Source organism: Sandaracinobacteroides sayramensis (assembly GCF_022014495.1).
In the GTDB taxonomy this organism is placed as follows: Bacteria; Pseudomonadota; Alphaproteobacteria; order Sphingomonadales; family Sphingomonadaceae; genus Sandaracinobacteroides; species Sandaracinobacteroides sayramense.
In genome coordinates this window covers 22,393-34,605 of record NZ_JAKLSQ010000007.1, presented here as the reverse complement: position 1 = coordinate 34,605, position 12,213 = coordinate 22,393, and the positions used below count along the sequence as shown (strand labels likewise).

14 protein-coding genes are annotated in these 12,213 nt (G+C 69.3%); 4 read left to right on the top strand and 10 right to left on the bottom strand.

Annotated elements, in window-relative coordinates; translation table 11 throughout:
• Positions 1 to 12: 12 nt before the first annotated feature.
• On the top strand, positions 13 to 1,623 hold the full coding sequence (ftsZ, locus tag L6Q21_RS05680; RefSeq protein ID WP_237829699.1) for a cell division protein FtsZ: 1,611 nt from the start codon (positions 13 to 15) through the stop codon (positions 1,621 to 1,623).
• A 246-nt stretch (positions 1,624 to 1,869) separates the two neighbouring features.
• Here ftsZ and L6Q21_RS05675 read toward each other — a convergent pair whose 3' ends face one another.
• The 4 genes from L6Q21_RS05675 to L6Q21_RS05660 all read right to left on the bottom strand — a co-directional run bounded on the left by L6Q21_RS05675 (position 1,870) and on the right by L6Q21_RS05660 (position 5,179).
• Positions 1,870 to 2,640 carry a M48 family metallopeptidase gene (locus L6Q21_RS05675; protein ID WP_237829698.1) on the bottom strand — a complete coding sequence of 257 codons (771 nt, stop codon included), beginning with the start codon at positions 2,638 to 2,640 and terminating at the stop codon, positions 1,870 to 1,872.
• On the bottom strand, positions 2,637 to 3,476 hold the full coding sequence (locus tag L6Q21_RS05670; RefSeq protein ID WP_237829697.1) for a GNAT family N-acetyltransferase: 840 nt from the start codon (positions 3,474 to 3,476) through the stop codon (positions 2,637 to 2,639). Before L6Q21_RS05670 ends, L6Q21_RS05675 begins: the two co-directional genes overlap by 4 nt.
• 133 nt (positions 3,477 to 3,609) lie before the next feature.
• Positions 3,610 to 4,923 carry an AmpG family muropeptide MFS transporter gene (locus tag L6Q21_RS05665; protein ID WP_237829696.1) on the bottom strand — a complete coding sequence of 438 codons (1,314 nt, stop codon included), beginning with the start codon at positions 4,921 to 4,923 and terminating at the stop codon, positions 3,610 to 3,612.
• 58 nt (positions 4,924 to 4,981) lie between these two features.
• Positions 4,982 to 5,179, bottom strand: coding sequence for a YdcH family protein (locus L6Q21_RS05660; protein WP_237829695.1), 198 nt, complete (start codon positions 5,177 to 5,179; stop codon positions 4,982 to 4,984).
• A gap of 295 nt (positions 5,180 to 5,474) precedes the next feature.
• On the opposite strand from L6Q21_RS05660, the gene L6Q21_RS05655 reads away from it, so the two are divergent.
• Complete coding sequence (locus L6Q21_RS05655) at positions 5,475 to 5,633, top strand: YdcH family protein (protein WP_237829694.1); 159 nt, start codon at positions 5,475 to 5,477, stop codon at positions 5,631 to 5,633.
• Positions 5,634 to 5,722: 89 nt separating this feature from the next.
• Here the strand turns inward: L6Q21_RS05655 and dksA are convergent, their stop codons facing one another.
• The 4 genes from dksA to hemB all read right to left on the bottom strand — a co-directional run bounded on the left by dksA (position 5,723) and on the right by hemB (position 9,686).
• Complete coding sequence (gene dksA / locus L6Q21_RS05650) at positions 5,723 to 6,151, bottom strand: RNA polymerase-binding protein DksA (protein WP_237830018.1); 429 nt, start codon at positions 6,149 to 6,151, stop codon at positions 5,723 to 5,725.
• A 282-nt stretch (positions 6,152 to 6,433) separates the two neighbouring features.
• Positions 6,434 to 7,300 carry a C40 family peptidase gene (locus L6Q21_RS05645; protein WP_237829693.1) on the bottom strand — a complete coding sequence of 289 codons (867 nt, stop codon included), beginning with the start codon at positions 7,298 to 7,300 and terminating at the stop codon, positions 6,434 to 6,436.
• A complete protein-coding gene (locus tag L6Q21_RS05640) occupies positions 7,297 to 8,694 on the bottom strand; it encodes a leucyl aminopeptidase family protein (protein WP_237829691.1) in 1,398 nt (465 codons plus the stop codon). The genes L6Q21_RS05645 and L6Q21_RS05640 overlap by 4 nt, the downstream gene beginning before the upstream one ends.
• Positions 8,691 to 9,686 (bottom strand): porphobilinogen synthase, encoded by a 996-nt coding sequence (hemB, locus tag L6Q21_RS05635; protein ID WP_237829690.1) that lies wholly within the window; start codon positions 9,684 to 9,686, stop codon positions 8,691 to 8,693. Before hemB ends, L6Q21_RS05640 begins: the two co-directional genes overlap by 4 nt.
• Positions 9,687 to 9,734: 48 nt before the next feature.
• Between hemB and L6Q21_RS05630 the strand changes: the two genes are divergently transcribed.
• Complete coding sequence (locus L6Q21_RS05630) at positions 9,735 to 10,088, top strand: ribose-phosphate pyrophosphokinase (RefSeq protein ID WP_237829689.1); 354 nt, start codon at positions 9,735 to 9,737, stop codon at positions 10,086 to 10,088.
• A 12-nt stretch (positions 10,089 to 10,100) separates the two neighbouring features.
• Here L6Q21_RS05630 and L6Q21_RS05625 read toward each other — a convergent pair whose 3' ends face one another.
• Both L6Q21_RS05625 and L6Q21_RS05620 read right to left on the bottom strand, forming a co-directional pair.
• Positions 10,101 to 10,478 carry a DUF4345 family protein gene (locus tag L6Q21_RS05625; protein WP_237829688.1) on the bottom strand — a complete coding sequence of 126 codons (378 nt, stop codon included), beginning with the start codon at positions 10,476 to 10,478 and terminating at the stop codon, positions 10,101 to 10,103.
• Between the two features lie 66 nt (positions 10,479 to 10,544).
• Complete coding sequence (locus tag L6Q21_RS05620; RefSeq protein WP_237830016.1) at positions 10,545 to 11,324, bottom strand: helix-turn-helix transcriptional regulator; 780 nt, start codon at positions 11,322 to 11,324, stop codon at positions 10,545 to 10,547.
• Positions 11,325 to 11,507: 183 nt separating this feature from the next.
• On the opposite strand from L6Q21_RS05620, the gene L6Q21_RS05615 reads away from it, so the two are divergent.
• The gene (locus tag L6Q21_RS05615) at positions 11,508 to 12,191 is read left to right on the top strand and encodes a hypothetical protein (RefSeq protein ID WP_237829687.1); all 684 of its coding nucleotides are present in this window, start codon (positions 11,508 to 11,510) and stop codon (positions 12,189 to 12,191) included.
• The last annotated feature ends 22 nt before the right edge of the window (positions 12,192 to 12,213 follow it).

The following is a 12,213-nucleotide window of genomic DNA, read 5'->3' as shown; positions in this document are numbered from 1 at the left end:
GGGAGCCCACCCATGTCCTTTGATTTCGTAACCCCCAGCCTTGTTGAATTGAAGCCCCGAATCAGTGTCATCGGCGTCGGCGGCGCCGGCGGAAACGCGGTCGCCAACATGATCAACGACGGCCTGCAGGGCGTCGACTTCGTGGTCGCCAACACCGACGCGCAGGCGCTGACCCTGTCGCCGGCCACCAACCGCATCCAGCTTGGCCTGAAGATCACGCAAGGGCTGGGCGCGGGCGCGCGGCCGGAAATCGGCGCGGCGGCGGCGGAAGAAGCATTGGGCGACATCGACCAGGTGCTGGACGGCGTGCACATGTGCTTCATCACTGCCGGCATGGGCGGCGGCACGGGCACGGGCGCGGCCCCGGTGGTCGCCCGCGCGGCGCGGGAGCGCGGCGTGCTGACGGTGGGCGTCGTCACCAAGCCCTTCGCCTTCGAAGGGCTGAAGCGCATGCGCTCGGCGGAAGAGGGCATCGCCGAACTGCAGCGGCATGTGGACACGCTGATCGTCATCCCGAACCAGAATCTGTTCCTGATCGCCAACCAGCAGACCACCTTCAAGCAGGCCTTCGCCATGGCCGACCAGGTGCTGAACCAGGGCGTGCGCGGAATCACCGACCTGATGATGCTGCCCGGCCTCATCAACCTCGACTTCGCCGACGTCCGCACCGTGATGAGCGAGATGGGCAAGGCGATGATGGGCACCGGCGAGGCCGAGGGCGACCGCCGCGCCATCGAGGCGGCCGAAAAGGCCATCTCCAACCCGCTGCTGGACGAAGTGAGCCTGCGCGGCGCCAAGGCCGTCATCATCAACATCACCGGCGGCGACGACCTCGGCCTGATGGAAGTGGAGGAAGCCGCCCAGCACATCCGCGAGATGGTCGACCCGGACGCGAACATCATCGTCGGCTCGGCCTTCAACGACGGGCTGAACGGCAAGATGCGTGTCAGCGTCGTGGCGACGGGCATCGAATCGCAGCAGGCGACGCTGCCGGGCGTGCAGCCCGCACGGCAGACCAGCGGCAGCATGTTCGGCGGCCGCACCAGCCCGATCCCGGCGGCGGCGCCCGGCGTCGGCGAGATCGCGCCCACCGAGCCGACCCCGCCGTTCGGCGGCGGTGGCGGCGGCGGCGGTTTCCGCCCACAGACCTCCCCGGCCAGCGGCCCGATGGCGGCCGGCGTGTTCGGCACCGCCGGCGCCACCTTCCGCCCGGCGGCCAGCGCCGCCCCGGTGCCGGTGGCGGAAGCGCCGGCCGAGCCGCAGGCGGACGATGCCGGCCTTTCGGACGAGGACATCCTCGAACTGGAAGAGCCGATGGCGCCCGTCGCCGAAGCTGCGCGCCCTCCGGCGGCCGTCGAGCCGGAGCCGGTCGTCGCCGAGCTTCCGCTCGCCATGCCGCAGCGTCTGGAACTGCCCGAGGCGGAGCAGCGCGCGGTGGAAGCGGAAACCTATGCGGCGGCCCCGCAGCCGGAACGCCGTCAGACCCTGTTCGAGCGGATGATGGACCTGGCCCGCAAGCCGAAGGCGGAGGAAGCGCCGATCGAAACGCTGGCCCCGGAACCCGAAGCGGACTCGGAAGACGAAACCCGCATCCCGCCCTTCATGCGCCGGCAACGGAACTGAGCCAGCCCCAGCCTACACGTCGTCCCGGGCTTGACCCGGGACCCAGCTTTCTACCTCCACCGCCGCACCGTAAAAAGCTGGACCCCGGGTCAAGCCCGGGGTGACGCGATGGGTTCGGATCTGCCGCGCCCCGCCCCAGCGCCGCAGGCAATCGAACGGCCTCCCGCGCACAAGGCCGGGTGCAATCCACCCAAGCAAAACAAAAGAGGGTGCAGGGAAATCATTTCCCTGCCCGCCGGAGGCAGATCACTCCGATCCGGCCTGGCGCTTCGGCAAAGGCTTCGCCCCATAGCTCATCAGCAGCGGCCCGTTCGCGCGCAGCCAGGCGCGGGCTTCGTCGTGCGGCTGCCCGAGCAGCGCGGTGGCGGTTTTCCAGAAGCGCGGGCCATGGTTCGGCTCGACGAGATGCGCCACTTCATGGGCGACGACGGACTGGCGCACATGGCCGGGCGCCAGGATCAGCCGCCAGCTATAGGCGATCCGCCCGTCCGGGGCGCAGCTTCCCCAGCGGCTGCGGAAATCGCCCACGCGCACCTCGCGCACGTCCCGGCCGATGCGGGCGGCGAGCGCATGGGTTTCCGCTTCCAGCCGCCGGGCGGCTTCGGCGGAAAGCCAGCGCTTTACGCGGCCGGCGTAGAGCGCACCGCTTCCCGGCACCAGCAGCCGGTCCCCCTCGCGCCGGGCGACGCGGCCAGGGCCGGTCGCCAGCAGCAGCTTCTCGTCGGCCAGCGGCAGCGCCACGCCGGGCAGGAAGGGAAGGGGCGGCGGCAGGCGCCGGGTGGCCTGCGCCTCCACCCAGCCCCGGTTCGCGTTCAGGAACGCCAACGCCCGCTGGCGGCTGACGCGCGGCGGCACGGTCAGCTTCACGCTGCGGCTGGCGGAACAGAGGCGCAAGGACAGCTTGCGCGCGCGGGGATTCACCGTCACCTGCAAAGGCAGATCGCCGCCCGGGAGGGCCAGCGTCAGTGGATATGCAGGGCTCCGTCCGCCCAGAAGCGTCCGGAGCGTTGCGATCAAAGCGGGTCGTTGGCGGTGGTGAAGCGGTCGAGGTAGCGCCGGGTGATGCCTTCCACCGGCATCACCACGAACACATCCACCGTATTGAACTGCCGGTCCACGAAGGCGCCATCTCCGATCATGGCCCCCACGCGCAGGTAGCCCTTGATGAGCGGCGGCAGCGCCCGCTGCGCCGCCCGCACATCATAGCTGCCGGCGGGGATGCGATCCAGCCGGCAATCGACGAGGGCGCGGGCGCGCAGCTCGGGCGGGGCGAGATGGTGGTGGTAGAGATAGCTGAGCTCGGCGGCATGCTGCGCCGGCTCGGTGCCGTGCAGCGAGGCGCAGCCGAACAGATGGCTGATCCCGTGGGTGGAAAGATAGGCGGCGATCCCGCGCCACAGGAGGCTGATGGTCGCCGTGGTGCGGTGCTCGGGCGCGACGCAGCTGCGGCCCAGCTCCAGAAGCTGCCCGCCGGCGCGGCCGGTGGCCAGCAGCGGGGTCAGGTCATATTCGCCGGCCGAGTAGAAGCCGCGGTTCCGCTCCGCCACTTCCTGCCGCAGCATGCGATAGGTGCCGACCACCTTCGGGCGGCCGTCCAGCCCATGGTCGATCACCAGCAGATGGTCGCAGACATGGTCGTAATCGTCGATGTCGCGCCGGTGCGCGCGCATGGCGAGCGTCGGCTGCGCGCCCATTTCCTCGTAGAAGATCTGATAGCGCAGCGCCTGGGCGGCGGCGATTTCCTCCGCCGAGCCGGCGAGGCGCACGTCGAGCTGGCCTTGCCGCGCCACGAGCGGCGCGCGGTCGAGAAGCTGGGGTGAAATGGCGGTGGTGGCAAGCGACGTCTGGAGCATCGAATTCCTGTTCCACTTGGGCGAGATTCGGCCTCGCGGAGATTGTCATAAACCCGAACTATGACAATCCCGCGCGGTTTGTTCCGCTTTTACGACAAGTGAAAGACAGGCAATGCGGCCCAGGCGATGCGGCTCAGGGCGCTTCGGCGGTTTCCGGCGCCGGCGGCTCCCGCTTCATCAGCAGCCAGAAGAGCAGCACGCCCGGCACCGCCAGCAGCGTCGTCAGCAGGTAGAAGTTCACGAAGCCCAGGCTTTCGATGAGCGAGCCGGCCGTCGTGCCCTGGATGAAGCGGCCGAGGATCGAGGCCATGGCCGAAAGCAGCGCGAACTGCGTGGCGGTGAAGCGCAGGTCGCACAGCCAGCTCAAGTAGGCGACGATGGCGACCCCGCCGATGCCGCTGGCGAAATTCTCGAAGCCGATGGTGACGGCCAGCGCCCAGTTCACCGGCCCCATGGTGGCGAGCCAGGCGAAGCTGAGGTTGGAGACCGCCATCAGGATGAGGCTCAGCATCACCGTCTTCATCATGCCGAGGCGAGTGTAGATGATGCCGCCGACGAAGATGCCGGCCAGCGTCGCGACGAGGCCGAAGCCGACATCGTAGACGGCGATCGAATCCTTGGAAAAACCAAGATCGGCCAGCAGCAGCCGGAACGACAGGTTTGCGAGCGTGTCGCCCAGCTTGTGGACGACGACGAACAGCAGCACCAGCCAGGCGTTGGGCCGCGTCAGGAAATCGGCCAGCGGCGCGACGAAGGTGGTCTTCACCCGGGTGAGGAAGGGCTCGGCCTTCTCTCGCGCCAGCAGCGCGGTGCGGCGCACCGGCTCGCCCAGCAGCATGCCCGCCAGCACGGCCGGAACGGCGAAGAGAGCGGCGGCGGCATAGGCCGTGTCCCAGCCCGAACGCTCGGCCGCCAGCAGCGCCAGGGCGCCGGCGCCGGCGGAGCCCAGCCGCCAGCCATATTGGCTCATGCCCGAGCCGACGCCCAGTTGCTCGGGCTTCAGGCTGTCGATGCGGAAGGCGTCGATGATGATGTCGAAGGTGGCGCCGAAGAAGGCGACCGTCAGCGCGGCGGCCACCATCCGCGAGATGTCGGCGGCTGGGTCCACCTGCCCCATCCAGACGATGGCGGCGAGCGTGCAGGCGGCGATCACGTAAAGCCAGGCGCGCCGCTGGCCCACGGCATCGGCCAGCAGCGGGATGCGGATCCGGTCGATGAACGGTGCCCAGAGGAACTTGAAATTGTAGAGGAGGAAGGTGAGGGCGAAGGCCGTCACCGTCTTCTTGTCGATCCCGGATTCCGCCAGCCGCGTCGTCAGGGTGGAGGCGATCATCGCGAAAGGCGCGCCGGACGACAGCCCCAGCAGCAGCGCCCCCACCGGTTCCTTCTGGAGATAGGGGCGGAGCGCATTCCCCCAGCTTCGACGCTCCGGCGGCACGATGTTCATGGGGGCTGCATGCCCGCTTTTTCGGGCCAAGGGAACCGGGTAACGCCCGGCGGGGGATTCAGGCGATGATGTCGGGAATCAGCAGATCCTGGATCAGCGACATTTCATCCTTCAGCCGCAGCTTGCGTTTCTTCAGCCGCGCGATCTGCAGCATGTCGGCGGTGGCGGAACGGGCCAGCGCCTCGATCGCCGCATCGAGGTCGCGATGCTCCTGCGAGAGGGCGTTCAGCCTGGCCCTGAGTTCCGCTTCATCCATCGAATCCGGCTTCCCTGACCATCTTGCCCGCCCGGGCCTGCCCAAGCTTGTGGCCGACTTGAGCCCAGTCGTGACACAGCGTCAACCTTGCCCCGAGTCGCGCCCCGCCGCCGACCATGCCCGAAACCGGCGGGCGAATATCTTGTGGAGCCACATGTGGCAATCCACCATATATGGCGATCGGCCGCGGCCTGTCCGCCCTGCCTCTTGCGATGGCTGACAAGAGCGGAAAGCCATGATTAACTCCCTTCCCCACCCCATGGAGGGTGCGTTGCAAAGGGAAAGGAACCGCCAAATGGCCAGTGCCCATCTCGAAGCCTTGAACGCCCGTCACGCCCTGCTCGACGGGAAGATTGCAGCAGAGATGAGCCGGCCCGTGCCGGACTCCGCCACGATCGGTCAACTGAAGCGGCAGAAGCTGAAGGTGAAGGAAGAGATCCAGCGCGGAGCCTGATCCTCCACCGAAAACGGACCGGACAGCGGGCGGCGAAAGTCGCCCGCGAATCCCGGCCCTGAATCCAGGCCCCGAATCCAGACCGGGCCTCAGTCGTCGCGGCTGACGCGCTCTTCCCGCTCGTGCCGCTCCTGCGCTTCCAGGGTCATGGTCGCGATCGGGCGGGCTTCCAGGCGCGGCAGCGAAATCGGGTCTCCGGTGATTTCGCAATAGCCATAGTCGCCGCTGTCGATCCGCCGCAGCGCCGCGTCGATCTTGGAAATCAGCTTGCGCTGGCGATCCCGCGTGCGAAGCTCCAGCGCCCAGTCCGTCTCGGACGAAGCCCGGTCCGTCTGGTCCGGCTCCTGCAGCGGGCCTTCCTTCAGCGTGTTGAGCGTCGCCTTGGCTTCCGCCTTGATATCGGCCTTCCACTTCAGCAGCTTGCCCTTGAAATAGGCCAGCTGCCGGTCGTTCATGAACGGCTCGTCGTCCATCGGCCGATAGCCTTCCGGCAGTTCCAGCCGCTCCAGTTCCGCCATCAGGTCGCTGGAATCGAAAATGTCGGCTTCGTCGTTCTTTGGCTGAGCATCCGACACGAACACACCCTCCTCGCCAATCCGCGTTCCGGGCTTGCCAGTGCTGTCGGCCGTCATGCGCGCCATCCGGTCGCTGGAAGCCGGGCCGCTGGAAGCCGGGTCGTTCGGGGAAGAAACATCATCAGACCACTCCCTCCCCCCAATAGCCGCGCCCTTAGCGGAGCCTCCGGGAGGGGGCAAGCGAACTGGCCCGCAAATTGCAGAAAAAACAATGCATGTGGCGTGTCAGAAACGGCGAAGCCCCGGTTCCGCGCCCGCGCGGGCCACCACATCGGCCAGAGGTTCCACCACACAGGCCATCCAGTGGGCGTTGGCGTGCAGCAGCGTGCGCGCGTCGAGCAGGATGCCGATATGCCCCGGCCACCAGGCGATGTCGCCGCGCCGGGCGTCCGCCGGGGCCACTTCGTCGGGCGCGTCGGCGAAGATCATGTCGCTGTCCCGCCGGCAGCCATGGCCGGCCACCTGCCGGGCGATCTGGATCAGGCCGGAACAATCCACTCCGGCGCGGCTGCGCCCGCCCCAGCGATAGGGGGCTCCCCGGAAGGAGAGGGCGATTTCCACCCAGTCGGCCGCACCCGCCAGGATGTGCCGGCGGTGGAGATGAAGCCCTTCCCCCGGCCCGGCCGTCAGCCGCACGAAATTCGCGCCGGCATCGGCGCACTGCACGCGCGCGCCCAGCGGCAGCGCGCCCAGCACTTCGGACTTGATCGCCGGCTCGCGGAACAAAAGCGCGTCGCCCGGCCCGATCCGCGCGCTTTTCCCGGGCAAAGCCGGCCCCAGCGCGTCGAGCGCCACATGGCCGACGTAGCGGTCGGCGGTCGAATAGCCCCAGGCGAAGCCATGGCCGCTGTCCAGCACGGCGAAGCCCTCGCCCGGCAGAAGCTCGCTGACGGCGACCGCATCGGCCCGGTCCTCGCCCAGCACCGGCACCTGCCGCAGCGCCCGCATCTCCATCGGCACCACATAGCTCGCCACCGCCACCCGGTCGGCCAGCGCCAGATCGGCGAGGTCGGCGCGCCAGGCATGGTCGCGCGGGTCGAGCGGCCCCAGCGGCCCGGCCTCACGGGGGCCGGTGATGCGGCTCGTCTTCATGCGAAGCGGCTTTCCAGATGCGCCAGCGCCGCGAACAGCGCCATGGCGGCGGCGCCCTTCGGCCGGCCGGGGCGCGGCGTCGGGTTCCAGGCGTAGATGTCCATATGCGCCCAGGGGGTGCCCGCTGCCACGAAGCGCTCCAGGAACAGCCCGCCGACGATGGCGCCGGCGAAGCCGCTTTCGGCGTTGTTGTTGAGGTCGGCGATGTCGGAACGGAACAGCCGCCGATAGCCCTGCCACAAGGGCAGCCGCCACAGCGGATCGTCCACTTGCGCGCCGCCGGCCAGCAGCCCGTCCGCCAGCGCCTCGTCGTTGGCGAAGAGGGCGGGGAGGTCGGGGCCGAGCGCCACGCGGGCCGCCCCGGTCAGCGTCGCGAAGTCCAGGATCAAAGCCGGCTCGGCCTCCACCGCGAAGGCCAGGGCGTCGGCCAGCACCAGCCGCCCTTCCGCATCCGTGTTGCCCACTTCCACGCTCAGCCCCTTGCGGGTGGCGATCACGTCGCCCGGCCGCAGCGCGTCGCCGGAGACGGCATTGTCGACGGCCGCCACCACCAGCCGCAGCCGCAGCTTCAGCCGCCGCGCGATCACCAGCTTCGCCAGCGCGATCGCATGCGCCGCGCCGCCCATGTCCTTCTTCATCAGGCCCATGGAATTGCCGGGCTTCAGGTTGAGGCCGCCGGTGTCGAAGCAGACCCCCTTGCCGACGATCGCCAGCAGCGGGTGCCCGGGATCGCCCCAGTCCATCGCCAGCAGCCGCGGACGGCGGGGCGAGGCGCGGCCGACGGCGTGGATGGCGGGGAAATTCTGGTCGTTGAGCGCTTCGCCCGTCACCACCGTCAGCCGCCCGCCCAGCGAATCCGACAGGGCGCGGATCTCCGCTTCCACCTCGCCCGGGCCCAGATCCTCGGCCGGCGTGTCGACCATGTCGCGCAGCGCCGCGGCGATTTCGGCTTCCGCCAGGGCGCGCTCGATGGCGGCGGGGTCGGCCAGCAGCAATTGCCGGGGGCCTTTCGCATCCTTGGCCTTGCGGTAGCGCTCGAAACGGTGCTGCGCCATCAGCCAGCCGTGCAGCGCCAGAGCCGGCCCCGGCGCCGGCACCGGCCCTGTCAGCCGGTAGCGGCCTTCGGGCGCCAGCGCCGCGGCCGCGGCCAGCGTCCAGCGGCCGGGCACTTCATCCTCGCCCAGCCCGGCAGCCAGAAACCAGTCGCGGCCATTGCCCTCGGGCACGAACAGCGCCGTGTCGGCCCGTCCCCTGAAGCCGGCGGCGGCGACCGCCGCCCGCCCCACTTCGGTCAGGCTGGCGCGGAAGGCGTCGAACCCCTGCCGGCTCACCAGCCGGATGGCCACCGCCTCTTCCCCATGGTCGGCTGCCAGCAGCCGGCGGAAATCGGTCATGCGCCCAGCAGCCGGGCGGCGAGCGGCGCATGATAGGTGAGAACGCCCGACGCGCCGGCGCGGCGGAAGCCGGTCAGCAGTTCCAGCACCACCCGCTCGCGCTCCAGCATGCCGGCGGCGGCGGCGGCTTCCACCATCGCATATTCGCCGGAGACGCAATAGGCGAACACCGGCACGTCGAAGCGCTCGGCGACGCGGCGGACGATGTCCAGATAGGGAAGGCCGGGCTTCACCATCACCGAATCGGCGCCCTCGGCGATGTCCAGCGCCACTTCGCGCAGCGCCTCGCGGCCGTTGGCCGGGTCCATCTGGTAGCTTTTCTTGTCGCCCTTCAGATAGCCGCCCGCGCCCACGGCGTCGCGGAAGGGGCCATAGAAGCCGCTCGCATATTTGGCGGAATAGGCCATGATCTGCACGCCGTGCAGGCTCTCCGCTTCCAGCGCCCTGCGAATGGCGGCCACCCGCCCGTCCATCATGTCGGAAGGCGCGACGATGTCGGCGCCGGCCCGCGCCTGGTTCAGCGCCTGCCCCACCAGCGCGTCGACCGTCCGGTCGTTCACCACATAGCCGGCCTCGTCCACCAGCCCGTCATGACCGTGGCTGGTGTAGGGGTCCAGCGCCACATCCGTCAGCAGTCCGACATTGGCTCCGGTGTCGCGCATCGCCTTCAGCGCCCGGCAGACGAGATTGTCCGGGTTCAGCGCCTCGCCGCCATCCTCGCTGCGTTTGTCGCCCGGCGTGTTCGGGAACAGGGCGATCGCCGGGATCCCCAACGCCTCCGCCTCGCGCATCAGCGCCGGCAGCCGGTCCACCGTGTGACGGAAGACGCCCGGCATGGTGGCGATCGGCTCCGCCTCGTCGCGCCCGTCGCGCACGAAGACCGGCCAGATCAGATCGGCGGGCGACAAGGCCGTTTCCGCCACCATCGCGCGCGACCATGGCGCGCGCCGCAGCCGCCGCATCCGCGTTCCCGGAAATTCCCCTATGCTCATCCTTCGGGCGTGTAGCGCGCGGCCGCCGCCTCCGCTAGCCTTTCGCACATGGCGCTTTTTCCCACAGACGAACTGGAGGCCCTGCTGGTGCTGAAGGCCTCGAACGGCAGTGCCATCAGCTATGGCGAGGTCTTCGCCTGGTTCGGCCACCGCTTCCAGCGCTTCCAGGTCGGCCAGCTCTGCGCGGCGCTGGAGGAAGTGGACAGCCGGCAGCGCGCGCAGGACCGGCCGGAGCTGGCCAGCCTGGTGGTGCGCGCCTCGGACGGGCTGCCGGGGCAGGGCTGGTGGCTGTCTAAAGGCCATGACGAATGGAGCGGCCTCTTCGTCGGCCCGGAAGCGGCGGCCTTCGTGAAGCGGCACCAGCAACGCTGTTACGACTATTGGGCCGCCCGCTCCGTCTGAAGCCGAACGAAGCTAACCTCGCCGGAAGGCCTGCATGCCGCCGACGAGGATCAGGATCATCACCGCTTCCGCCAGCATCGGCTGGAAGGCGGTGGCGGCCACGCCGTCCAGCACCAGGCTGACGGTGCGCCCCAGAAGCGCGATGGAGAGCAGCAGCGCCGGCACGCGCAGCGGCGCCGGGTCGGCGCGCACGGCCCCCAGCAGCGCGAACAGGCCGCCCACCAGGAAGAAGGCGGAGAAGTCGGCGCGGATGCTGGCAAGGCCCTGGCTGCCGTGCGGCGTCAGGAAGAATTTCGCCGCCATTTCCGCCGGGCGCAGCAGGAAGGCCACCCCCATGCCGACGTTGAACAGGCCCACCAGCCCGATCAGCAACTGGAAAATCCGCTTCATGGCAATCTCTCCCTCATATCCCTCGGAAGAGAGCTAGCACGCCCGCCTGGCACCACAAGTGTCGATTCATGCGGCGTAGCCCAGATAGCCGAGCTGCGCGGCCTTGAAGATGGTCTGGCTGCGGTTCACCGCGTCCAGCTTCTCGCCGGCGTTCTGGATGTGGAAGCGCACGGTCGCATGGCTGCGGCCGAGGATCATGGAGATTTCCTTGTCGGTCTTGCCGATGGAGGCCCAGCGCAGGCATTCCACCTCGCGCTTGGTGAGCTGGCAGTCGGCGGGCAGCCACTGGCGGGTGCGCAGCGCCTTCACGCAGCCGGCGATGAAGCGATGCGTCAGCAGATAGAGGGCGTCGGCATGTTCGCCATATTCGGCGGAGAGGTCCAGCCGGGTCGGGTCGGCCGCCGCATAGGTGGCGATTCCGATCTGGCCGAAGGGCAGATGCACCGGGATGACGATGGCCGACCTGCAGAGCGCCCGCTTCTCGAAATTGGAAAGGTCGATCGCTTCCAGATAGCGGTTGGGCTGGGGCGTTCGGAACCCCTCGGCGTTCACCCAGAAAGGCTCGCTTTCATAGCGGCAGGCGCGCGGCAGCGGCGAGGAGAGGGCGAGGCGGGTGTCGGCCCACCAGCGCTCGTTGGGGGCGTTCCAGCCGAACACCTCGGCGGCGAGGATGCCGCCATCCTCGTCCATCAACGGCGTCTTGCTGGCGATATTGTCGGCCAGCGCGATGCGCAGATTGGCGCGATCCCAGGCGATGTCGCGCAGGGCCACGGCCGCCGGCCGTATGTCCTTCACCGACATGATGGTGACAAGGGCCACCTGCTGTTTCAGGCTTGAGCTTTCCATGCCCATTGCGCGACACTCCCACTGCGACCCGAACGACCCCTCTCCCTTCGTCAAGCCGCGGACTGCTTATGCGGGCGGCCGGAGTCCTTGCAAGAGCAAGGGCCTCAGGAGAAATGCGACGGGGATGCCGGGAGGGTGCGCGCGCATCTGGCGCGACTCGCGCCCCGCATGGCAGAAGCGGCCATGCGCTTTCTTCCCGCCCTTTTCGCCGGGCTGTTCCTGGCGGCCGCGCCGGCGGCGTTGGCGGCGGCTCCGGGCACCGAAAGCGCCAGCGCCGAAAACGCCAGCCTTGCAGGCCAGTATATGCTGATGGGCGTGCGGGAGGCGGCGGCCGGTCTGGAACTGCTCGGCGACGGCCGCTTCCGCTATGGCCTCAGCTATGGCGCGCTCGACGAGCAGGCCGAGGGAAACTGGCGGCGGGAGGGAAACCGCATCCTGTTGACCACCAGCCCGGAGCCGCGCCCGCCCGAATGGACGCTGGCCGAAACGGAAAAGGGCGAGCCGAAGCAGTTCGCGCTGCTTCTGGAAGGGGCGAACGGCCGGCCGATCCGCGACGTGGAGGTGGAGCTTCGCCTGTCCGACGGCAGCATCGTCGAAGCGCGGACGGGCACGGACTGGCTGGAAGCGCCGCTCGAAGCCGGAGCCGTGCCGGTCGCGGTCCGCTTCCGAATCCCGCTGTTCGATGCGCGATCGCCCGAATTCGCCGTCGATCTTGCCAAAGGGCATCGCCTGCGCTTCCGGCTCGACCCGCGCGACCTAGGCACGCGGGACTTTCGCGACTGGCCGCTGGAGATCCGGGAGGGCGCGCTCGTCCCGCCCGGCGCCCCCGAAGGGCAGGACTTCCGAAAAGTGCGGGTGGACGACTGAAGGCCGGGAAGGCCATGGTGCA